General features: G+C 71.7%; 20 protein-coding genes and 2 pseudogenes. 9 read left to right on the top strand and 13 right to left on the bottom strand.

Going from position 1 to position 22,543, the window contains the following annotated elements; all coding sequences use genetic code 11:
* Positions 1–119: 119 nt before the first annotated feature.
* From DEJ51_RS00830 to DEJ51_RS00840, 4 genes are all read right to left on the bottom strand, one after another.
* Entirely contained in the window at positions 120–440 is a 321-nt protein-coding gene (locus tag DEJ51_RS00830) for a hypothetical protein (RefSeq protein WP_150255369.1), read from the bottom strand.
* A 111-nt stretch (positions 441–551) separates the two neighbouring features.
* Positions 552–704: a hypothetical protein gene (locus tag DEJ51_RS34340; protein ID WP_190620109.1), complete on the bottom strand. Its 153-nt coding sequence runs from the start codon at positions 702–704 to the stop codon at positions 552–554.
* A gap of 57 nt (positions 705–761) precedes the next feature.
* Complete coding sequence (locus tag DEJ51_RS00835) at positions 762–1,058, bottom strand: hypothetical protein (RefSeq protein WP_150255371.1); 297 nt, start codon at positions 1,056–1,058, stop codon at positions 762–764.
* A complete protein-coding gene (locus tag DEJ51_RS00840) occupies positions 1,051–1,341 on the bottom strand; it encodes a hypothetical protein (RefSeq protein ID WP_150255373.1) in 291 nt (96 codons plus the stop codon). The genes DEJ51_RS00835 and DEJ51_RS00840 overlap by 8 nt, the downstream gene beginning before the upstream one ends.
* Before the next feature lie 137 nt (positions 1,342–1,478).
* On the opposite strand from DEJ51_RS00840, the gene DEJ51_RS00845 reads away from it, so the two are divergent.
* Both DEJ51_RS00845 and DEJ51_RS00850 read left to right on the top strand, forming a co-directional pair.
* The gene (locus tag DEJ51_RS00845) at positions 1,479–1,892 is read left to right on the top strand and encodes a hypothetical protein (protein WP_150255375.1); all 414 of its coding nucleotides are present in this window, start codon (positions 1,479–1,481) and stop codon (positions 1,890–1,892) included.
* A 158-nt stretch (positions 1,893–2,050) separates the two neighbouring features.
* Complete coding sequence (locus tag DEJ51_RS00850; protein WP_150255377.1) at positions 2,051–2,656, top strand: hypothetical protein; 606 nt, start codon at positions 2,051–2,053, stop codon at positions 2,654–2,656.
* 19 nt (positions 2,657–2,675) lie between these two features.
* Here the strand turns inward: DEJ51_RS00850 and DEJ51_RS00855 are convergent, their stop codons facing one another.
* The 4 genes and pseudogenes from DEJ51_RS00855 to DEJ51_RS35780 all read right to left on the bottom strand — a co-directional run.
* A complete protein-coding gene (locus DEJ51_RS00855) occupies positions 2,676–3,299 on the bottom strand; it encodes an ABC transporter permease (RefSeq protein ID WP_223835602.1) in 624 nt (207 codons plus the stop codon).
* Positions 3,300–3,712: 413 nt separating this feature from the next.
* A complete protein-coding gene (locus DEJ51_RS00860) occupies positions 3,713–5,257 on the bottom strand; it encodes an MFS transporter (RefSeq protein ID WP_150255380.1) in 1,545 nt (514 codons plus the stop codon).
* Between the two features lie 195 nt (positions 5,258–5,452).
* A pseudogene (locus tag DEJ51_RS34820) lies at positions 5,453–5,788 on the bottom strand (hypothetical protein); the annotation flags it as partial.
* A 3-nt stretch (positions 5,789–5,791) separates the two neighbouring features.
* Positions 5,792–6,487, bottom strand: a pseudogene (locus DEJ51_RS35780) (hypothetical protein); the annotation flags it as partial.
* A gap of 830 nt (positions 6,488–7,317) precedes the next feature.
* On the opposite strand from DEJ51_RS35780, the gene DEJ51_RS00870 reads away from it, so the two are divergent.
* From DEJ51_RS00870 to xdhC, 4 genes are all read left to right on the top strand, one after another.
* Positions 7,318–8,568, top strand: a complete 1,251-nt coding sequence (locus tag DEJ51_RS00870) for an esterase/lipase family protein (RefSeq protein ID WP_150255384.1) — start codon at positions 7,318–7,320, stop codon at positions 8,566–8,568.
* A 589-nt stretch (positions 8,569–9,157) separates the two neighbouring features.
* Complete coding sequence (locus DEJ51_RS00875) at positions 9,158–10,633, top strand: xanthine dehydrogenase small subunit (protein WP_150255386.1); 1,476 nt, start codon at positions 9,158–9,160, stop codon at positions 10,631–10,633.
* A complete protein-coding gene (gene xdhB, locus DEJ51_RS00880) occupies positions 10,630–13,041 on the top strand; it encodes a xanthine dehydrogenase molybdopterin binding subunit (protein ID WP_223835603.1) in 2,412 nt (803 codons plus the stop codon). Before DEJ51_RS00875 ends, xdhB begins: the two co-directional genes overlap by 4 nt.
* Position 13,042: 1 nt before the next feature.
* Complete coding sequence (gene xdhC, locus DEJ51_RS00885; RefSeq protein WP_150261610.1) at positions 13,043–14,029, top strand: xanthine dehydrogenase accessory protein XdhC; 987 nt, start codon at positions 13,043–13,045, stop codon at positions 14,027–14,029.
* A 171-nt stretch (positions 14,030–14,200) separates the two neighbouring features.
* On the opposite strand, the gene DEJ51_RS00890 is transcribed toward xdhC, so the two are convergent.
* Both DEJ51_RS00890 and DEJ51_RS00895 read right to left on the bottom strand, forming a co-directional pair.
* On the bottom strand, positions 14,201–14,566 hold the full coding sequence (locus tag DEJ51_RS00890) for a hypothetical protein (RefSeq protein ID WP_223835604.1): 366 nt from the start codon (positions 14,564–14,566) through the stop codon (positions 14,201–14,203).
* A 173-nt stretch (positions 14,567–14,739) separates the two neighbouring features.
* A complete protein-coding gene (locus DEJ51_RS00895; RefSeq protein WP_150255387.1) occupies positions 14,740–15,573 on the bottom strand; it encodes a hypothetical protein in 834 nt (277 codons plus the stop codon).
* Positions 15,574–15,714: 141 nt separating this feature from the next.
* On the opposite strand from DEJ51_RS00895, the gene DEJ51_RS00900 reads away from it, so the two are divergent.
* Positions 15,715–16,251: an NUDIX hydrolase family protein gene (locus DEJ51_RS00900; RefSeq protein ID WP_150255389.1), complete on the top strand. Its 537-nt coding sequence runs from the start codon at positions 15,715–15,717 to the stop codon at positions 16,249–16,251.
* Positions 16,252–16,396: 145 nt separating this feature from the next.
* Here DEJ51_RS00900 and DEJ51_RS00905 read toward each other — a convergent pair whose 3' ends face one another.
* On the bottom strand, positions 16,397–16,969 hold the full coding sequence (locus DEJ51_RS00905; protein WP_150255391.1) for a TetR/AcrR family transcriptional regulator: 573 nt from the start codon (positions 16,967–16,969) through the stop codon (positions 16,397–16,399).
* 146 nt (positions 16,970–17,115) lie between these two features.
* Here DEJ51_RS00905 and DEJ51_RS00910 point away from each other — a divergent pair, with 146 nt between their 5' ends.
* Positions 17,116–17,907: an SDR family NAD(P)-dependent oxidoreductase gene (locus DEJ51_RS00910; RefSeq protein ID WP_150255393.1), complete on the top strand. Its 792-nt coding sequence runs from the start codon at positions 17,116–17,118 to the stop codon at positions 17,905–17,907.
* Between the two features lie 140 nt (positions 17,908–18,047).
* Positions 18,048–20,522, top strand: coding sequence for a CehA/McbA family metallohydrolase (locus DEJ51_RS00915; protein WP_150255394.1), 2,475 nt, complete (start codon positions 18,048–18,050; stop codon positions 20,520–20,522).
* Positions 20,523–20,656: 134 nt separating this feature from the next.
* On the opposite strand, the gene DEJ51_RS00920 is transcribed toward DEJ51_RS00915, so the two are convergent.
* Both DEJ51_RS00920 and cutA read right to left on the bottom strand, forming a co-directional pair.
* Complete coding sequence (locus DEJ51_RS00920) at positions 20,657–21,823, bottom strand: alanine--tRNA ligase-related protein (protein WP_150255396.1); 1,167 nt, start codon at positions 21,821–21,823, stop codon at positions 20,657–20,659.
* Between the two features lie 269 nt (positions 21,824–22,092).
* A complete protein-coding gene (gene cutA, locus DEJ51_RS00925) occupies positions 22,093–22,416 on the bottom strand; it encodes a divalent-cation tolerance protein CutA (protein WP_150255398.1) in 324 nt (107 codons plus the stop codon).
* Positions 22,417–22,543 lie beyond the last annotated feature (127 nt).

Consider the following 22,543-nt stretch of genomic DNA (forward strand, 5'->3'; position numbering starts at 1 on the left):
GGGGAAGCGGCTGGTTGGTCGGCCTCGGTCACGAACACCCCGGCGGACGAGAAGGGGCCGCCACCCCGCACGGGAGGCGGCGGCCCGGCTTCTGCGTGGTCCGCGGGGACCGCGGGGCGCTACTTGCGGATGATGTTGCCGGTCCACTGACCGGCGGCACGCTGCATCAGCGCCTCGTTGCTGAGGATCTGGGTCCCGGGTACGGACATCATGCCGACGTCACCGGCCGGAGCCGTGCCGTTGTGGGAGCCGACCGTGTTGTCGTGGCCCGCGTTGAAGACGTCGTCGCCGGCCACCTGGCTCAGGTCACCGAAGACGATCGAGTACGTGTTGCTGACCGGTGCGTAGACGGTGAAGTCGTCGGCCGCGGCGGCGGACGCGCCCGCCAGGATGACGCCGCCGGCGGCGAGAGCGGTCAGGGCACAACGGATCGATCGCACGAGTACTGCCTTTCGTGGAGGGTGGTCGAGCAGTGCGAAGGTAGGCCGCTCCGCAGGGCAGGGCCCCGTACCGGCCGCCGACCGGCCCGAGTCCATCCGGACGGCGCAGCCTCAGCGGCGTCCGTTGCGCTCGCCGTCCCGCTCGAAAAGGTGGCGGCCGTGGAGTTCCTGGTTGAACCGGTCGCCCCAGCGGCCGATCGCCTGTGCCGGGGCTCGGAAGTGCGGGGCGGCCGCCTGTCGGTCCGCATCGTCACCGCGCTTCACGCAGTACCTGCGTACTGACGTACCGACCCAGCGGCGAGCGTGGTCACGCCGAGCGGTTCAGTACAGCAGGATGCGGGTCACGATCACCTGGGGTGGGACCGCTTCCTTGGCGATCACATACTCGATGATGCCCAGCGCCCCGTCTTCACCGAGCGGCAGGAGCCGGCACTCCGGCCAGCCCTCCGCCGCCGTGCTTCCCGCGGCCAGTCCCCGCGTCTCGCCGATCTCCACCATCGCGGCGACGACGGGACCCATCGACCAGGGCGGAAGCGTCGGGTCGATCATGAAGGCCGTGACGTCCTCGGACAGCACGCACGGCAGGCCCTCGGAGCCGTCGTCGAAGGTCTCACTCAACGGGCAGTCCCGCTGCCCGTCGCCGGTCGAGCATGTCCTGCACGGCGACCGTCGCCAGCGTTCCCCCGAGTGCGGCCTCGACCCGGCGCTGCCGGCCCGGATCGGTTTCCAGCATCGCGCGCCCCCACCAGCGCAGCAGTACGCCCTTTGCCTCATCCGGCTGGGCGGCCAGGAGTTCGGCGTAGAACTCCTTCCCGGCCTCCGGCGTCAGCGCGTCGGCGATGCCCCTCGCATTGCGCGGAACCCGCTCCGGCTCGTGCCGGTGAATCGGCAGTGCGGTCATCGCCCGCCCCTTTCCGTCTCCTCAGAGTCTGCCCTGCCGGTGCCCCCGCGGTCGACCGCTCCCAGCAACTGCCGACCAGCCGTGGTGCCGTGACCGGACATCGGATGAACAGGCCGGGCGGCCGGGGGCGGACCGCGATGGGTGACGACTACCTGACGGTGATTCCGACGACCCGTACCGGCAGCCCGGTCAAGGATGCGGCGGATCGTGCTGCGGCCGTGCCGGCCGGGATGCTTCCCGACGACGACGCCCGCCGCGGTCTGGCCGCGCGGTGGCACGACAGCGTCGAAGGCGTCGACTGCGGCTCCCGCCTCGAAAGCATCGGCTGTCCGCACTGCCCCTGCTGCGGCATCCGGCTGCGGCCGGCGAGCTCCTCCCCTGCCTCGACGCACCGGACCCGGCACGTCGTGGGCAACCTCCGGGGCATCACCCTCCCCGGAGCCCTCACCCGGCCACGGGGTCAGATCGCCCCGCGCCGGGTACCCGGGCTGCGCGGGCGCCGGGTGACGGGAGGGCTCTCCACCGCCAACACGGCCGGCATGTCCCCGTAGGCCAACCCGGACGGGGTGCGCCGACCAGGCGTCGCGTGGCGGACGTTCGTCCGCAGAGACCGGTGCGACGGCCGAGTCCGGCGTACGGTCGACCGACCGGCCGAGCTTCGCCCGGGGGCCGGCCCTCCTCGACGTCCGACCCGAACGGGAGCCCGCCGATGCGCCTCTACGCACAGACTCCAGCACGTCGGAACCGCCAGATCCTCGCGGACCTGATCGCCGTGGCCCTGGTGGCCGCCACCGTGTGGTTCGCCCTGACCGTGCACGACGCCATCATGCTGCTGGCCGAACCCGGGCGGAGGGTCGAGAGCTCGGGCGACAGCCTCGCCACCGAGCTCGGCAACGCCGGGGACGCGGCCTCGAACGTGCCGTTCGTCGGCGACCTCCTGAAGAAGCCGCTCCAGTCCGCCGCCGATGCCAGTACCGGGATCGCCGACGCCGGACAGTCCCTGCAGGACGCCGTCAGCCAGGTGGCCACCCTGACGACAGTGGCTCTGATCGCCGTCCCCGTGGCCGTCGTGCTGCTGCTGTGGCTCCCCGCACGCCTGCGCTGGATCCGGCGCAGCATGATCATGCGGCGCCTCTTCGACGCACCCGGAGGTGCCGACCTGCTCGCCCTGCGTGCCCTCACCGGCCGGCTGGGCGACCTCGCGGCGGTCCCCGCGCCTCCGGGCGGTCTCGCTGACGCGTGGCGGCGCGGGGACCAGCAGGTCATCGCCGACCTCTCCGAGATCTCACTCAGGCGGGCCGGGCTGCGGCCCTGACGCGGCGGTGGGGCGGCCGTCAGTCGCTGCGGTGTCCCGTGAGGGACCGGAGGCGGCGGTGTTCGAGGGCGGCGGCGAGGGTGTAGGCCCCGCCGCCCGCGACGGCGAGGACCCCGTAGAGGCCTGGGGCGGTCAGCGAGAGGGCCGCGGTGGAGGTCAGGGCTAGCCAGACGCCGAGGCCGTAGTGCAGGAGGTTGCGGCGTACGGCGCCCTCGGCGAGGTAGAGCAGGCCGACGATCAGACCGGAACCGGCGGGCCAGAGGACGGACTGGAGTGCCGGCTGGTCGAGCGCGGCTGTGAGGCCGGTGATTCCGAGGAACAGGGCGGTGAAGGCGACGATCCACGCGGCGCCCAGCAGCTTGCCGGAAAGGATCTCCGCCGGGGTGCCGCCTCGCTGCGCCCGCAGGGCGGCGGCGGTGGACAGCACGATGCCGACCACGAGCCCGGCTCCGAGCAGCGTCATGGGCAGCCAGCCGGGGAGGTCGAGGAGGGTGGCGTCGCCCTGGGAGGCCGCTGCGGCACCGTGGCCGAGTACGTAGGCCAGTCCGAAGCTGAGATAGGCGGCGCGGTTGTCGACCTCGCGCGGGTGACCGGGGGGATGGGCACGGGCGACGGGCGGCGAGACGGTTGCGGGGCTGGACAAGGTGGAGACCTCCATCTGGGACGGCGCGGGCGAGTGGACGGCTGGCGGAGCGGAGAGGTGGTGGGGCTGACAAGTGGGTGTGCGGACCGGTGGCGGACCGGTGGCGGGCCCCTGGTCCGGCGCTGCCGCGGTCGGCTGGGCCGCCTCGTTCGGCTCGGGCCGGCCGGGTCAGGGGCGTCCGGTGCCGGGGCCTGCGATGCGAAGCGCGCCCGTGTACCCGTGTACTGGACGTACACGGCCGGCCCCGGCCACGCGGCCTGGAGCGGTGCCGGGCGTTGTCGGCCCGGCGGGGCCCGGAAGAGACGACCTGGCGGATGTCGGCGGCGGCCGGTACCGCGCCGCTCCACGGCACCGCTCCGGGGCGCATCGGCGGGGACGGCCACGCGTGGACGGCTACGCGTACGGGGGCGTACTCATCGGTTCTCACCGTTTCCCGGTACGGACCGGGCCGTCGGGTTCCGGGGCAGGGGACGGCCGTGCGGTGGGCCGCCCGGCCCGGCCGGGGCGGTGTCCCGCGGAACGCGTGAACGGCGGGAGGCGCAGGTGAGGAGGAGTGCGAGGAGGGCGGTGGTGGCGAGGAGGGCGGCTGAGGTGGTGAAGGCGGCCTGGTAGCCGGCGGTGAGGGCTTCCAGGGGTGGGGTGCCGGTGGGTGTGCGGTGGGTGACGGAGCCGGCCAGGGTGGCGAGGGCGGCGAGGCCGATGGCGCCGCCGACCTGTCGGGTGGTGTTCACGAGGCCGCCGGCGAGTCCGGTGTCCTGGCGCGGTACGCCGTCCACGGCGAGTGAGGTGAGCTGGACGAAGGCGATGCTCAGGCCCAGTCCGACCAGGATGCTCGGTCCGAGGACGTCGACGAGGTAGCTTCCGTCCGCCCGCATCCACGACAACCACAGCAGACCGGCCGCCTCGGTCAGCAGGCCTGCGGTGAGGGTCGCCGTGGCGCCGATACGGCGCGCGATACGAGGTGCCATGACCGCGCCCAGCATGTTGGCGACGGCGAGCGGAAGCTGACCGGCCCCGGTGGCCAGCGGGCTCATGCCGAGGACTTGTTGCTGGTAGAGGGGCAGGAAGAAGAACAGGGCGATCCATACGGACCCCAGCAGCGCCATCAGTACGTTGCCCGCGGCGACCCGGCCGGCGGTCAGCAGCCGCGGCGGGACCAGGGCGTCCGGCCGGCGGCGCTCGATCACGCAGAACGCCGCGAGCAGCACGACGGCCGCGCCGAGAGAGCCCAGGACCGGGACGCCGGTCCAGCCGGCACCGCGGGCGGTGGTCAGCCCCCACACCAGGCAGGTAAGGGCCAGGGTGACGGTGACCGTGCCCAGCAGATCGAACCGCCCGGACCCGAACCGCCCGGACCCACGGTCGTCGGCCCGGGGCACGAGCGTCACCACGGCGAGGAGCACCGCCATCGTCCCGAGCGCGACGATGTGGAAGATCCAGGGCCAGCCCCAGGCCTGGGTGAGCACACCGCCCAGCAGCACACCGCCCGCTCCCCCGGCGCCGGACACGGCGCCCCACACGCCCAGGGCCCTGCCGCGCCCGGGGCCGGGAGGGAACAGGTTCAACGCGAGGGCGAGCGCGGCGGGGGCGACGGCTGCGGCGCCGGCACCCTGGACGGCGCGGGCGGCGATCAGCAGGCCCGGAGAGGTGGCCAGCCCCGCCGCGAGCGAGGCTCCCGCGAAGACCGCGAGGCCGGCGAGCAGCACCCGGCGGCGACCGAGCAGGTCGCCTGCCCGGCCCCCGGCCAGCAGCAGCGCGCCGAACGCCAGACCGTAGGCGTTGACCACCCAGGTCATGCCGCCGTCCGACAGGCCCACCCCGGAGCGGATCTGCGGGAGCGCCACGTTCACGATCGAGGTGGCCAGCAGCACGGTGAACTGTGCTGCGGCCAGGGCCGCGAGTGCGGCCGCCTGGCGGGGTGGGGCGTCGGGCCCGCCCTTCGTGCGTCCAAGGTTCATGGCGCACAGACTCGACGCGGGCGGTGTCCACTATCCATGCCCGGCGGGGGCGGTCACCGTCCAGTCCTGTCCGCCCCTGTCCACCTCGGCCGGCCGCTGCAGCGGGCTCGGTGGAGTAGCCCGGTGGCGCTACGGCGGGGACGGCACGAGCCGTGCCCCGCCGCAGCATCGGTGGCCCGTACGGGCTCCGGCCGCTCAGCCCACGCGTTCGATGCGTGCCCGCCGGATCAGGTTCTTCCCCGGCTCCCGCACCTTCTCGAACGCCGCATTGTTCAACAGCACACAACTACCCGACGGCCCGTTCACCGCCACCGTCGTCGACTGACCGTTGTCCAGATTCGTCACCTTCAGCTTCGTCCCCACCGGGAACGTCCCACTCGACGCCGCCGGCGCACCCGCCTCACCCGACAACGTCACCGTCGACCCCGGACACACCACCTCACCGGTCGCCGGCGGCACCTGCGCACCCGCCCCACCAGACGCACCCGCCGCCGGAGCCGCCGGAGCCGCTGGCGCCGCCGCGTCACCGCCACCACCCACGCGTTCGATGCGTGCCCGCCGGATCAGGTTCTTCCCCGGCTCCCGCACCTTCTCGAACGCCGCATTGTTCAACAGCACACAGCTGCCCGACGGCCCGTTCACCGCCACCGTCGTCGACTGACCGTTGTCCAGATTCGTCACCTTCAGCTTCGTCCCCACCGGGAACGTCCCACTCGACGCCGCCGGCGCACCCCCCTCGCCCGACAACGTCACCGTCGACCCCGGACACACCACCTCACCGGTCGCCGGCGGCACCTGCGCACCCGCCCCACCAGACGCACCCGCCGCCGGAGCCGCCGGAGCCGCTGGCGCCGCCGCGTCACCGCCACCACCCACGCGTTCGATGCGTGCCCGCCGGATCAGGTTCTTCCCCGGCTCCCGCACCTTCTCGAACGCCGCATTGTTCAACAGCACACAACTACCCGACGGCCCGTTCACCGCCACCGTCGTCGACTGACCGTTGTCCAGATTCGTCACCTTCAGCTTCGTCCCCACCGGGAACGTCCCACTCGACGCCGCCGGCGCACCCGCCTCACCCGACAACGTCACCGTCGACCCCTGGCACACGACGTCGGGGACGGCGGCGTTGCCGATCGCCACCGTGGCGGCGACCCCGCCGATCACCACGGCTCCCGCGACGGCGGAGAGCACGAGCTTCTTCTTGAGACTAATCGTCCGTTTCCTGGACACCTGACACTCCTCGATCCGATGGACGTTGCCCCCTTGACGTCCTGCATACGGCCGGCTTCCCGGACGAGTTCAGTCCTGTTGCCTTTTTACGAATCCGGCCGCGAGGAGGTTTGGGGCGCCGGGGAGCGTTCCGGCACACGCCTCGAAATTCCCGGGTTCTCGACCAAAGGAGCAGGTCACAGCCCCGAGGCCCCTACAGGTCGGCAGGCGTACGGCACCCGTGGGGCCGGTCCGGACCGACCGGGTGCGAAGAGATCAAAAGGCACCTTTAAGGTTCGGTTGATCTGCCCTTAAGCCATTCCCGTGCGGGGCTGAACCGCCCCGACTGCCGTGGTCACGGACCGCCCCGATCACCGCTCACCGGTCACAGCTCACCGCTCACCGCCGCAACGGACCTCCCCCAGCGATCACTGCGGCCGCGCGCCCCGACCCCTGCGGACGTGGGGGGCTCCGGCGTCGACGTGTCGGACCTGCATGACCAGCATGACCTGCATCATCGTTTCTTCCCTTTCATCCCCTGTGACCTGCAAGGAAACCCTGTTCCTCGTACGAGTGACATGGTCGGGATTCGGTGGTTTTGGGGTATCGGCTTCGGGATCATGGGTCCAGTTCCGCACATGACGGAGGCATAACGCGTTTGTCATTTGCACGCCGCCCTCGCGCCCGTGTCACGCCGCGCGCGGGCGGCCCCGCCGTGCCCCTGTGCCGGGGGCGGGCGGTAGCGCACACCGGACGCAGGGTCGTGCCGCCGGTTCCGGGGATACGCCGTCAGGCGAGGCCCCACCGGTGACGCGGCTCGACCGCACCACGAGACAGAGGAGCCGGACTACATGTCCATGCCTGTTGTGAGCATCTGGGACAACACCATCCCGGGCGCCCAGCCCCACCACCCCAGGGCATCCGCGTGGGACACCGTCTGGCCCCTCACAGGGGGAACCGCCTGGGTGTTCTACAGCAGCCCGGGCCAGACCCGTGTCAGGAAGCCGGTGATCCTCGCCGACGGCTTCTCCTCCGGGAAGAGCGACCCCGACGCCCTGTGGAACGGCCTGGAGAACGGCGAGTACCCCTTCATCTCCAAGCTGCGGGAGGCCGGCTTCGACCTGGTGCTCCTGGGCTTCGACGAGCGGTCCGCGTCCATCACCGACAACGCCGACGTCGCGATCCAGTGCATCGAAAAGGCGATCGTCGACCGGGAAGGGTCCGCCAAGCTGACCGTCGGCGGCTTCAGCATGGGAGGGCTGGTCACCCGCTACGCCCTCGCCAAGATGCACCACGACGGTGCCGAGCACGAGACCGCGACCTACCTCTCCTACGACACCCCGCACTGCGGAGCCTGGCTGCCCATCCCGGTGCAGGCGTTCGCGCACTTCGTGAAGGACAACTGGGGCACCCTCCCCGGATTCGGCGAGCTCCTCGGCAGCTTCTCCCGGATGGTCAACAGCCCGGCCGCACGCCAGCTGCTGCGCTGGCACATCGAGACCGTCACCGCCGAGCCCGGCCAGGACCAGGCACGGACCGACTTCCTCGCGGAGCTGGAGCGGGTGGGCAGCTGGCCCCCCGGCGTGCGACGGCTCGGGGTGGCCAACGGCACGGGCACCGGTGCCGGGAACAACATCCCGGCCGGCGTGACGGCGATGCGCACCACCGGTGCGGAGCTCACGGGCACCCGCCTGGACACGCAGGACACCGGAGAGCAGGTCGTCGGCATCCTGAAGAAGACCGGAGCCGCCGAGATCCGGATCACCACCAGCGGCCTGCCGGACGTCGACGGCGCCCCCGGCGGGCTGTTCCCCGAGGCCCTGAACCTGCCGGGCCGGCCCGCGAACTTCGGAACCGCCGCCATGCTGGCCGGTCTCCTCGAAGGTGAGCCGGCGGAGCTCACGTACAACGCGACCACGTTCGTGCCGAGCATCAGCGCCGTGGCGGCGGGCGAGATCGACGACCGCGACGCGCTCTACAGCAAGATCGATCCCGCCGGCAGCGAGCTCGACCACTTCATGTGCGCGAGCGACAACCAGGGCCACACGGTCATCACCGTGGAACTCGGCGAGTGGATCGTGGACAAGCTCCAGACGCCCTGACCCCTGCCCCGACCGTGACCGGACCCCGCCCCACCCTCGAAACCGGGGCGGGGCCGGGGCCGGGAGCGAAACGGCCCGGTGGCGGGCAGCCGCACCGCCACCGGGCTGCACCCGTCCGGGCGGAGCCGGCGCTACGACCCGTTCGGACGTCCGTTCCGGCCCGTGACCGGGGCGCCGGATCCGGCCTCGTGCCGCAGTCCGTCCCCGTACCCGGCTCCGACGGCCCGAAATGGTCCCCGCGCGGTGGCTTGACCGATGTACCTGCGGCAACGTAACTTCGAGCGGACCGGACCGTGAACTGAATGGAAGGAGGCGGAGTCGGATGTCGATCATCTCCGAACTGCACCGCCCCGCCCATCAGGTCGCCTGGACTCCCGGTCTTGTAGCACACGGCTGCTGAACAGCCTTCTTCTCCGGAGTGCCCGTCTCTGTGGCCCCGGCATCTTTCGATTTCTCACACCGCCTGCGGCACGTCGTCGCGTGCCGAGTCGCGCTCCGGATTCTTCCGGGCTGCGCCAGCGAAATAGAAAGCCCCTGAAATGGCTACTAGCATAATCAGCTCAACCATGCACCGAATCGAGGATGTGCCATGGTAGAGGCCCGGATCACGGTCAACGGGAAAGAAACACCGCTTTCACCGGCCGCACCGCACACCACAGTGCTGGACCTCCTGCGCGAGCGCGGCCTCACCGGCACCAAGGAGGGCTGCGCGGAGGGTGAGTGCGGCGCCTGTTCGGTCCTGGTGGCCCGTCCCGGCGTGGACAAGCCCACCGACTGGGTGGCGGTCAACGCCTGTCTGGTGCCGGCCGCGGCACTCGACGGCCAGGAAGTCATCACCTCCGAAGGTCTCGCCACGGTCGGTGAACCCGGTACGCGCCCCACCCTGCACCCGGTGCAGGAGGAGATGGCGGTCCGCGGCGGTTCCCAATGCGGTTACTGCACACCGGGGTTCATCTGCAGCATGGCCTCCGAGTACTACCGTTCCGACCGCTGCGCGCACGCGGAAGCCGACGCGGAGGCCGCCGACGGCGGCGACCACGAGCACGGTCCGAACGGCTTCGACCTGCACTCGCTGAGCGGCAACCTGTGCCGCTGCACCGGCTACCGTCCGATTCGCGACGCCGCCTTCGCGGTCGGTGCGCCCACCGAGGACGACCCGCTGGCCCAGCGCCGCGAGCAGGAACCGCCCGCGCCGGTCGCCACCGAGTACACGCGGGACGGCGCCACGTTCCTGCGGAAGGACACCCTGGCCGAGACCCTGCAGCTGCTGCGCGAGCGGCCCGACGCGGTCGTGGTCGCCGGCTCCACCGACTACGGCGTCGAGGTGAACATCCGCTCCCGCCGGGCCGGGTGCGTGGTCGCCATCGACCGGCTGCCCGAACTCCGTGAGCTGCGCGTCGAATCCGACCACATCGAGATCGGGGCGGCGGTCACCCTCACCGAGATCGAGCGCCGGCTCGACGGCGATGTCCCGCTGCTGGCCGAGCTGTTCCCGCAGTTCGCCTCCCGACTCATCCGCAACAGCGGTACCCTCGGCGGCAATCTGGGTACCGGCTCCCCCATCGGTGACAGCCCGCCGGTGCTGCTCGCCCTGGAGGCGTCGCTGGTGCTCGCCGACGCCGACGGTGAGCGCGTGGTCCCGCTGGCGGATTACTTCACCGGCTACCGGCAGAGCGTGCGCCGCCCCGACGAGCTGATCCGCGCGGTGCGCATCCCGCTGCCGCTGTCGCCGGTCACGGCCTTCCACAAGATCGCCAAGCGCCGCTTCGACGACATCTCCAGCGTCGCGATCGGATTCGCGCTCGACATCGAGGGCGGCACCGTCCGCAAGGCACGCATCGGTCTGGGCGGCGTGGCCGCCACCCCGATCCGTGCGCTCGCCACCGAGGCGGCCCTGGAGGGCAAGCCGTGGTCGGCGGAGACCGTCGAGGCCGCGGCCCGGGTGCTGCGGGGCGAGGGCACGCCGATGAGCGATCACCGTGCCAGCTCCATCTACCGTTCCGCGATGCTCGGCCAGAGCCTGCTGAAGCTGCACGCGCAAACCACCGAGGCGGTGTCGTCATGAGCCATTTGTCCGAGCGTCCCGAGAAGCCGGTCGTCGGCGTCTCCATGCCGCACGAGAGTGCCGTACTGCACGTCACCGGCACCGCGCTCTACACCGATGACCTGGTGTACCGCACCAAGGACACCCTGCACGCGTACCCCGTCCAGGTCATGAAGACCCGGGGCCGGATCACCGCGCTGCGCACCGAGCCCGCGCTCGCCGTGCCCGGTGTGGTCCGCGTACTGACCGTCGCCGACGTGCCCGGCGTCAACGACGCCGGCATGAAGCACGACGAGCCGCTCTTCCCCGACGAGGTCATGTTCCACGGCCACGCGGTCGCCTGGGTGCTCGGCGAGACCCTGGAGGCGGCCCGGCTCGGTGCGGCGGCCGTCGAGGTGGAACTCGACGAACTGCCCTCCGTCATCACGCTGAAGGAAGCGATCGCGGCCGAGAGCTTCCACGGCGCCCGGCCCGTCATGGTGACCGGTGACATCGACGCCGGCTTCGCCGACTCCACGCACGTGTTCAGCGGCGAGTTCCAGTTCTCCGACCAGGAGCACTTCTACCTGGAGACGCACGCCGCGCTGGCCTACATCGACGAGGCCGAGCAGGTGTTCATCCAGAGCAGCACCCAGCACCCCTCGGAGACCCAGGAGATCGTCGCGCACGTCCTCGGTCTGCACAGCCACGAGGTGACCGTGCAGTGCCTGCGGATGGGCGGCGGCTTCGGCGGCAAGGAGATGCAGCCGCACGGCTTCGCGGCCATCGCCGCGCTCGGCGCGAAGCTGACCGGACGGCCGGTCCGGGTACGCCTCAACCGCACCCAGGACCTGACCATGTCCGGCAAGCGGCACGGGTTCCACGCCGACTGGAAGATCGGCTTCGACGCCGACGGCCGCATCCAGGCACTGGACGCCACGCTGACCGCGGACGGCGGCTGGAGCCTTGACCTGTCGGAGCCGGTCTGCGCCCGTGCGCTGTGCCACATCGACAACACCTACTGGATTCCCAACGCGCGGGTCGCCGGTCGCATCGCCAAGACCAACAAGGTCTCCAACACGGCGTTCCGCGGCTTCGGCGGACCGCAGGGCATGCTGGTGATCGAGGACATCCTGGGCCGGGTCGCGCCGCTGCTCGGCCTGGACCCGATGGAGCTGCGGAAGCGCAACTTCTACCAGCCGGGTCTCGGCCAGTCGACGCCGTACGGCCAGCCGGTCCCGCAGGCGGAACGTATCGCCGCCGTCTGGCAGCAGGTCGAGGACAACGGCGGCATCGCCGACCGCAAGCGCGAGATCGCGGCCTTCAACGCCGCGCACCCGCACACCAAGCGGGCACTCGCCATCACCGGCATCAAGTTCGGCATCTCGTTCAACCTCACGGCCTTCAACCAGGCCGGCGCACTGGTGCTGATCTACAAGGACGGATCCGTCCTGATCAACCACGGCGGCACCGAGATGGGCCAGGGCCTGCACACCAAGATGCTGCAGGTGGCCGCGACCACGCTGGGCATCCCGCTGCACAAGGTGCGGCTGGCTCCCACGCGGACCGACAAGGTGCCCAACACCTCGGCCACTGCCGCGAGTTCCGGTGCGGACCTCAACGGTGGTGCGGTGAAGAACGCCTGCGAGCAGCTGCGTGCGCGGCTGCTGCAGGTGGCCGCCAGCCAGCTGGGTTCGAACGCCTCGGACGTGCGCATCGTCGACGGTGTCGCCCGCACCCTGGGCAGCGACAAGGAGCTGGCCTGGGACGACCTGGTGCACACCGCGTACTTCCAGCGCGTCCAGCTGTCGGCGTCCGGCTACTACCGGACCGAGGGGCTGCACTGGGACGCGAAGAGCTTCCGGGGCTCGCCGTTCAAGTACTTCTCCTACGGCGCCGCCGCGGCCGAGGTGGAGGTGGACGGCTTCACCGGTGGCTACCGCATCCGCCGGGTGGACATCGTGCACGACGTCGGCGACAGCCTGTCCCCGATGATCGACATCGGTCAGGTCGAGGGCGGTTTCGTCCAGGGTGCCGGCTGGCTGACGCTGGAGGACATGCGCTGGGACACCAGTGACGGGCCGAACCGCGGCCGGCTGCTGACCCAGGCCGCGAGCACGTACAAGCTGCCGAGCTTCTCGGAGATGCCCGAGGAGTTCAACGTCACGCTGATGGAGAACGCGACCGAAGAGGGCGCGGTGTACGGGTCCAAGGCGGTCGGCGAGCCTCCGCTGATGCTGGCGTTCTGTGTGCGCGAGGCGCTGCGGCAGGCCGCAGCGGCGTTCGGGCCCGCCGGGGTCAGCGTGGAACTCGCCGCCCCCGCGACCCCGGAGGCGGTCTACTGGGCGATCGAGGCGGCCCGGGAGAAGGGCGTCCTCGGGGGCTCCGACGACCACGCGCTGGGCGGCAGCGAGATCCGTACCGACACCAGCGCTCTGAGCCATGCCTGACATGACGTGGATCGCCGCGGTCACGCGGTTGCGAGCCCGCCGGGAACCCGGTGTGCTCGTGACCGTCGCGACCGTGCGCGGCCATGCGCCCCGTGGGGCCGGCGCCAAACTCGTCGTGGGACAGACCGAGACCTGGGGGTCCATCGGCGGCGGCAACATCGAGGCCGTCGCCATCGACCGGGCCCGCCAGCTGAACGTCGAGCCCGATCCGGAACCGGAACTGATGGAGTTCGCCCTCAACGACAAGGTCGTCGGGCCCCACGGTGTGCAGTGCTGCGGTGGCGCCGTCAGCCTGCTCCTCGAACCGCTGCCGGTGGTCCAGGCGGTGGCCGTCTTCGGTGTCGGGCACGTCGGACTGGAGCTGGCCCGCATCCTGGCCCGGCACAACATCGATCTGCACCTGATCGACACCCGCTCCGACATGCTCACCGACGAGCGGCTCGGCGTGCTCTCGGATGCGGTGGCGCAGGTCCACGTGCACCACACGCCGCTGCTTCCGGAGGAGGTGCTCACGGAGCTGCCGCCCGGCGCCCACGTCCTGATCATGACCCATGATCACGCCGAGGACGCCGCGCTGTGCGACGCCGCCCTGCGGACCCCTGGTCTCGGCTCGATCGGACTGATCGGCTCGGCCGCCAAGTGGGTGCGGTTCCGCAAGCGTCTGGCCACCGAGGGCGGCCACGACGAGGCCACCATCGACCGGATCAAGACTCCGATCGGGATGACCGAGATCACCGGCAAGGAGCCGGCCACGATCGCGGTGAGCGTTGCGGCGGACCTGCTCCGTACCTTCGAGCAGGACCGTCCCGCGGCGGTTGCGGACACGGCCGCCGGGATCGCCCGGGCCCCCAAGGCCCCGGAGGTCCCGGAGGCCCCGGCGGCGCCCATGGCTCCTGAGGTGCCCAAGGTGTCCAGGGCACCCGAGGTCCCGAGGGCCCAGGTCGTCCGCGAGGTCCCCGGGGTCCGCGTCCGCTCCGGTATCCGCTGAGGCACGCTTCTTCCGGATCATGCCCGCCCGGCAGGATCCGGAAGAGACGGCCTTGGCCGGGCGGACCACCCGCTCGACGCGGTGGACATCGCTCCGTTTACCGGTCACCAGTACCGGTACCGGTTATCGGTACCGGTCTGAGCGACGGCCGGCCACGGCGCCCGTGCGAGGTCAGGAGGTGCGCTTCAGCGTCCAGGTGTTGGGGTTGAAGCTGGGGACGGCCGAGTAGCGACAGCCGCTGGAGTAGTAGGTGCTGGTGATGGTCCAGCCGGCGGGCGGCCACGTGGACGCGCAGGCGTTGACCTGGGTGCCCACCGGATAGCCTCTGAGGTCCTTGATCTGCTTGGTGTTCGGCGTGAAGCCGGAACCGCACCCGCCGCTGTTCCACCACTGGGCGTCGACCCAGCCGTCCGGGGTGAGCGTGCTGGAGCACATGGTGAGCGTGTCGCCGGGGGCCGCCGAGGCGGGGCTCGCGGCGACGGCGAGAGCGGTGACGGCCATGGTGGCCAGAGCGACGGCGTGACGGATGCGGATCACGGGACGTTCCTTCCTGTGCGCGCCCGGGTCACCGCCGACCGTCGGCGGGCCATTTCAGGCGTCGCGTCATTGCTATCCGACCGGTTCGGGCTGCAGAAAGTCACCTTTTGGGCATGATTCCGCGGTGATTTAGAGCCGCCGCCCACGCAGTCACCTGCTTCGAAGCAGCACCGTCAGCCGATCGGCTGCCGCATCTCCGCACGCACCTGCAGGGTCGTCCGGGCGGTCTTGTCCAAGTCGACGGAACCGGGCTGCTGCCGCGCGGTCTCCTCGCTGACGAACCCGACCGTGGCACCGGTGTTCGCGTCGGCCCAGGCGCACATCGGGAAGGAACTCTCGGCCCCGCCCCGCCGCAGCGTCAGGACCTGGCAGGACAGCGTGACGTCGGAGCCGGCCGGAGTGACGTCCCGCGCGGCGACCGCCAGGGTCGCGCCCTCGGATTCGGCGGCACCGCTCAGCATCTTCCTGCGGGCGTCGGCCGGGTCCTTGAACTGGCCGTACATCCCTGAAACGGCCAGGGCTCCCGCCTCCTTGGGCGACTCGGAGACGTACTGACCGACGACCGGCTCCGGATTGCGGACCTTCGAGTCGGAGGTGCCCTTCAGCGCTTCCTTGCCCTCGGTGGCCGAAAGGTCCTGCGTCAGCTCGTACTTGCCCTCGACCAGGGTCTTGGGGACGATCAGCCGGTACTGGGCTTCGGGGAAGCCGGATCCGCTCACCGCCCTCGTGCCGACCGACACGATCGCGCCGAGCACCAGCACCGCTCCGGCGGCGATCCCGATCACCATGCCGATCCGGTTCTTGCGCGGCTGCGTCGCCGTCGGGAACTGTCCCCACGCCCCTTGGCCGGGGTACGGCTGCGGCGGACCGGGCTGTCCCGGGTACGGCTGCCCCGGGTACGGCTGCTGGTGCGCGTGCTGGGCGGCGTACGGCTGTCCGCCGTGCGGATGCGGGGGCTGCGGGGGTCCGTACGGGCCGGGGGGTTGCTGGGGCGGCGGCATGCTCATGCTCAAACGTTACGTCAGCCCCGCACGGCGCATGATTCCGGCCGTCCTCGGTCGCGGGCACCGTCCTCGAACTCCGTTCCCCCTGGGCCGGGTGGACGCGTGATCTGGGCCGGAACCCGCCCAGGAAAGTAGGATCAAGGAATGTCTGACACGACCGAAACTACGCCCGGCTGGCTGAGCAGCGACGAGCTGGAAATGGCCCGGGCCCAGATGCCGATCCTCTACGTCGAGGCCGTCCCCGTACGCGTGGACGACACCGGCGAAGTCACCACCATCGGACTGCTCCTGCGGATCGACACGGACGGGGCGATGAGCCGGACCCTGGTGTCCGGCCGTGTCATGCACCACGAGCGGATCCGCGACGCGCTGCTCCGCCACCTGGAGAAGGACCTGGGCCCCGTGGCCCTGCCCCGCATTCCCGCTTCCCTCCAGCCCTTCACGGTCGCCGAGTACTTCCCCACGCTGGGCGTCACCCCCTACCACGACCCTCGCCAGCACGCGGTGTCCCTCGCCTACATCGTGCCGGTCACGGGTGACTGCCGGCCCCGTCAGGACGCCCTGGACCTGGTCTGGTTCAGCCCGCAGGAAGCCCTCTCGGCAGCCGTGCAGGGCGAGATGCCGGGCGGTCACGCGGCGCTGCTGAAGCAGGCGCTCGCGCATGTGGGGTACACGTACTGAAGTCGCCGCGCCCACCGCGCGACGTACCGCGCCCGATTCCGGTCGCTGCCGGCAGCGGCAGCGACCGGACCGAGCCGAACCGAACCGGCCTGGGCACAAGGGCGGGTCCCGTCCTGCACTGCCCCGGTTGCGGCGGGCCCGCCCGCTACGGGGCCGGCGTCGGGGTGAACTGCGTGAGGACCAGCAGGGTGTCGACGAGGTCCTCGGCAGGCGCGCCCGTCGCCAGGCGGCGCAGCTGCTGGCCGAACACCATGGCCACGGCCACCCCCGCCAGGCGTTCGGGGTCCGGGACGCCGAGCCGGGTCAGGATCCGGGTGGCCAGCAGGTCGTAGGCGGCGAAGCACTCGGCCGCCGCGGCGCGCAGCCGTTCGTCCCGGCCCGCCTGGACGTACAGCTCGAACGGCGCGATGTGCCGGCTGTCGAAGGCGTTGCCGCCCGCCACCTGGGCCACCACCTCGGCCGCCTGCCCGATGTCGAACGCCTCGTCGGCGCATTCGTCGGCGAGCGCCGTGAAGTGCCGGGTCTCCTCGGCCACGAAGTGCAGCAGGCTCTCGCGCAGCAGTTCGTGCTGGGTCGCGAAGTGGTAGGTGACGGAGCCGAGGGAGACTCCGGCCTCCTTGGCGATCCGCCGGTTGGTGACGGCGGCGATGCCGTCCTGCCCGATGATCCGCAGTACGGCGTCGATGATGCTCTGGCGGGTGTCGGATGCATGGGACATGGCGTAATTCTGCCCCACCGGCCGACTCGACCGGCCAGTCGGGGCAGCCGAGTTGGGGACGATGAGGTGTGGACAAGGAGCGGAGCCGTCCATACTGTTCGTTCGAACGAACAGTTGAGGGTTCTGCCAGCCGCACGGGAGTGGTCGTGGACATATCCGGATCGAACGTTCTGCTCACCGGTGCCACCGGAGGCATCGGCGCCGCCCTGTCCGCGCGCCTGACCGCGCAGGGGGCCCGGCTCACGGTCACCGGGCGGCGTGAGGAGGCGCTCAAGGCCACCGCCGACGCCTGCGGCGCACGTACCGTGGTCGCCGATCTGGCCGTACGGTCCGACGTCGTGCACCTCGCCGAAAGCTGTGCGGACGCGGACATCCTCGTCGCGAACGCCGCCCTGCCCGCCAGCGGCGACCTGCTGGACTACACCGAGGACCAGATCGACCGCGCCCTCGACGTCAACCTCCGTGCACCCGTCCTGCTCTCCCGGCTCTTCGCGGAGCACATGGCGGGCCGAGGTCGCGGTCACATCGTGCTGGTGGGCTCCCTCTCCGGCAAGGCGGCCACCAAGTCGACCTCCCTGTACAACGCGACGAAGTTCGGGCTGCGCGGCTTCGCGCTCGCGCTGCGCCAGGAACTCAGGGGTACGGGAGTGGGGGTGTCCCTGGTCCAGCCCGGCTTCGTCCGCGACGCCGGAATGTTCGCGGCCACCGGCGCCTCGACCCCGAACGGCATCAGGACCGTCACGCCCGGGCAGGTCGCCGACGGCGTCGTACGAGCCGTCCTCCGCGACCGGTGCGAGGTCAACGTCGCGCCGCTGGAGCTGCGGCTGCTGAGTGCCATCGCGGGGCAGTTCCCCGGGTTCGCCGAGCGGATCCAGGCCCGTACGGACGTGGACGGGTCCGTACGACAGATCGTCGAGGCCCAGCGCTCGCACCGGTAGCCGGGCGCCCCTCCCCCTGCAGCCTCTCCCCTCGCGCGCCCGCACCCGCCGCACGTCAGCACGTCAGCACCTGCGCACGTCAGCACCTCCGCACCTCCGCACGCCTTCCACGCCACCCCACGTGAACGGAGAGCACGGCTGTGCCGAGTGAACACCTTCCGAGCGATGCGCCCGACGCCGACCCCGCACCCGGCTCCGGCCCGCGTGTGGAGCGGCGGTCCCTGCTCCGCTTAGGGGCCTTGCTGGCGGCGGGCGGAGCCTCCGCACTGGTGCCCGCGCCGATCGCGCACGCCGCGACGCGGGGGCAGGGCACCGACACGGTGACCACCACCTACCGCGGCCACTCCCCGTACGGCAACGACCAGTGGGCGTACGTCGCCTTCGACGTCCCCGCCGGGGTCCAGCGGATCTCCGTCGCGGCCACCCACGACGCCTCCGCCGGGATCCTGGACCTCGGCATCTTCGGCCCGGCCGGTTTCCGCGGCTGGTCGGGCGGCGCACGGTCCGGTTTCACCCTGTCCGCCGCGGACGCCACCCCCGGCTACGTGCCCGGCCCCGTCGAACCCGGGGCCTGGTCGGTCATCCTGGGGCCGATGGTCGGCAGTGCCGGCGGCATGGCCTGGCAGGTCGACGTGACCCTGCACCACGGCGATCCGCTCCCCCGGACCCCCTACGACGTCCTGCCGGCCGCGGTGCCGGGGCGGGGGCCCGGCTGGTACCGGGGCGACCTGCACCTGCACAGCGTCCACTCCGACGGGCAGCGCACGGTGGAGCAGATCGTCGCGGCCGCCCGTCAGGAGGGGCTGCACTTCATCGCCACCTCCGACCACAACACCAGCTCCACCGGCGTGACCTGGCGCGGCAACGTCCCGACCGACCTGCTGGTCGTCAACGCCGAGGAGGTCACCACCCGCCACGGCCACTGGCTGGCCGTCGGCCTGCCGCAGGGAGAATGGGTGGACTGGCGCTACGGCCCGGCGGACCAGGGCGCGTTCGAGAACCAGGCCCGACGCGTGCACAGTCTGGGCGGACTCACCATCGCGGCGCATCCGCTCACTCCGGCGGCGGGATCCTTCTGGGAGTTCGGCCTCGACCGCGTGGACGCGCTGGAGGTGTGGAACGGGCCGTGGACCCTGGACGACGCGGCCAACATCGCCGCCTGGCACGTGATGCTCTGCCTCGGCAAACGGGTCGCCGCCGTCGGGAACAGCGACGCCCACAGCCCGGCGGACGCGGTGGGCCGCCCCCACAACGTCGTGTACGCCCCCGGTCTGTCGACGCCCGCGGTGCTGGACGCGCTCCGCCGGGGCCGGTCGTACGCCGTCGAATCCGCGGCCGTGACCCTGGACTTCACCGCGCGCGCCGGCGGTGCGGTCGCGGGCCCCGGTCAGGAACTGCCCCTGTCGTTCTTCGACGCCGTCGACGTGACCTTGAACGTGTCGGGTGCTCCGGACAGCATCGCCACTCTCTACACCGAGTGGGGCATCATGGCCGCCACCTGCATCGACGGCAGCGGCAAGGGGCAGCTGCGCTGGCGCGGCTGGGGGAAGGCGTCCCTGTTCGCCCGGGCCGAGGTCCGCCGGCCCAAGCCCGCCTCGACCACCTTGGACCAACTGGTCGCCATCACCAACCCCGTGTGGTTCTACTCCGCCCAACTGCCCCCGTACGACGTCGAACGGCGGGTGCTCTTCCACACCGAGCGCCGCCCCGACGGATCGTGGAGCGGCATGCGTCCGCTGCCGGGTGCCGCCGGCGCCGCCTCGTTCGCCGGGGTGCAGTGCGCGGCGGCGGGCATGGCGGACGGCTCGGTCGTGGTGCTGGGCATCGCACCCGACAACGGCCTGTGGCTGACGGCCGTACGGGGTTCGGCCACGCCGCAGCCCTGGCAGCGCGTCACGGGGCCGGACGGCTCGGCCGGATTCACGGTGCGGGAGGCGGACATCGCGGCCTTTCCCGACGGCACCTGCCAGATCGTGGTGACGGCCATGGACGGCACCACCTTCCACCAGCAGCGCCGCGCCGACGGCGGGCTGCCCGGGTTCCGGGCGCTGCCCGGACTCACCGCGAAGAGCCGCTGGGGCGCGACGAAGGTGTCGATCGCCGCCATGCCCGACGGGTCGGCCCAGCTGCTCAGTTACGGCACGGACGGTGCCATGTACCACTGTGTGCGCGGGCGGGACGGCGTGTGGACGGCCTGGGGGCGCCTGGCCGGCTGCGGCGGGGCCCCGACGTTCTCCGGTCCGGCCCTGGCGATCACCGGGATGCCCGACGGGTCCTCCCAGGTCCTCGCGATCGGGCTCGACGGAATGGTGTACCACCAGCTGAGGCGGCCGGACGGCTCGTGGACCGGCTTCCGGCCCCCGCGGGGTGTCACGACGTCGACCATGGGGGCCAGCGCCATCGGCATCGCCGGGGCACCGGACGGCTCCGCCCACGTCGTGGCGGTCGGGCTCGACGGCCGGATCTGGCACGACGTCCGGAGGCCGGACGGCTCCTGGACGCCGTTCTCGCAGATACCCGGCCCGAACGGAAGGGACCCCTTCCCCGCCGGCCAGGTCCGCATCACCGCCCTGCGCGACGGCTCCGCACACGTGGCCGCGATCAGCGCCGGCTAGACGCCGCCGCCTGGCGCGTCGGTACGGTGCCCGTGCCCGTGCCCGGTGGAGCGAAGGTCCACCGGGCACGGGACACCAGACCGCACCGTTTGCACGCCCCGCCCGCCTGCTCGCCCCGTCCGCAGGCCGCGTCGTCACTCCTGCCGAAGGCTGGTGACCAGCTCGCGCGGCAGCCCGTAGGTGTCGTGGAGGTGGTGGAAGTCCTCCTGGCTCAGCGGGCCTCGGAACCGGGGCTTGGCGAGCACCTGTCGCCCGCGCTCCAGGAGCCGGCGGAACCGGCGCTCCTCCTCGGTCAGGATCCGCAGCACGTCGGCCGGGTCCATGTCCTGCCGGAAGTGGTCCAGGGTGTGCCGCACGAGTTCGCCGGGCAGGTCCTCGATGCCCCACGAGGCGTCCTGCCGCCAGAGCACGGTGAGCAGCCGCCGCACCAGGCGTCGAAGTACGTACCCCTGACCGGTGTTCCCCGGGCGCACGCCGTCGCCGAGTACCACGACGGCCGACCGCAGGTGGTCGCAGACCACGCGCAGCGACCGTTCGTCCAGGGGCCACAGGGCCGGTACGAGACTGCGCCACGGGTCGAAGACGTCGCATTCGAACACGGACGGCTTGCCCTGGAGCAGGGTGGCGAGCCGTTCCAGGCCGAGGCCGGTGTCCACGTTGCGCTGGGGCAGGGGCACGAGGGAACCGTCGTCGAGCCGGCGGTGGGTCATCGTCACGTGGTTCCACACCTCCACCCAGCGGTCGTCGCGTGTGGGCGTCGACTCGGGCGGGCCGTCTCCGCTCCACAGGAAGATCTCCGAGTCGGGGCCGCACGGTCCGACGGGCCCGTTGGACCACCAGTTGTCCTCCACGGTGAGCTCGACGGGGACACCGAGGTTCTGCCACAGCTCCAGGGAGGCGGTGTCCGGCCCGGTCCGGTCGTCGCCGGCGTGGACGGTGGCGTGGAGCCGGCCGGGATCCACACCCAGCCCCTCGGTGAGGAGCCCGTGTCCCCAGTCGAGACTGAGCGGGCCGGCGTAGTCGCCCAGCGACCAGGTGCCGAGCATCTCGAAGACCGTCAGGTGGGTGGCGTCGCCGACCTCCTCCAGGTCCGTGGTGCGCAGACAGCGCTGGACGTTGACCAGCCGCCTGCCCAGCGGATGGGGTCGGCCCTCCAGGTAGGGGGTGAGCGGGTGCATGCCGGAGGTGGTGAAGAGCACGGGGTCGCCGGGCGGTGGCAGCAGTGTCGAGCCGACGATGCGGCGGTGGCCGCGCTCCTCGAAGTACTCGACGAACGTTCTGACCAGGTTCTCGGTCTGCATGGGGTGACTCCTTCGCTGACAGCGGGAGAGGCACCGGAGAACGGAACCGTTCGGTCTCCGACCGGGGCAGGAACGCCACGCCACGGCACAACCGACGGACCGTTGTCCGGTCGCCGGGGAGAGGGGGAAGGTCAGGCGGCGGCAACCGGCGAGCTGGTCGCTCGCGCGGTCGCGGTGGTGCTGGGGCCGGTGACGTTCATGTCGTCCACCCTAACGCGGGCCTGCCGCCGGTGCTCGGGGATTTCCGCGCCGGCGGCAGCGACCGGCGGCTACTGCGTCGAGGTCTCCTTCACCACCCATGCCAGGTACTCCTCCGAGGATCCGCCGGCCGGGAGCACGATCCACTGCGGTACCTCGTACGGGTGCCGCTCGTGCACCCACGCCTCCAGCTCGGCGGCCTTCTCCACGGTCGTCTTGAAGGAGAGCCGGTACTCCCGCTCGTGCTGCACGGCGTCCTTCCACCAGTAGAAGGAGGTCATCCGCGCGTCGATCTGCACACCGGCCGCCAGCCGGGCCTCCACGGCGGCCCGCGCCAGGTCGTACGCCTTCTGCTCGTCGTCCACGGTCGTCTGCGCGATCACGATGCCGGCCATCTCGGTCCTCCTGGGTTCGGGTCCAGCCACCCTACGGTCGTCACGGGCGGGCCTTGACCGGGTGCCGGAGATGGAGGCGGCGGCAACGGGAGGAGCTCGCGTGGACGATCCGTGACGCGGGCGAGCC

Source organism: Streptomyces venezuelae, from assembly GCF_008642275.1.
GTDB lineage: Bacteria > Actinomycetota > Actinomycetes > Streptomycetales > Streptomycetaceae > Streptomyces > Streptomyces venezuelae_E.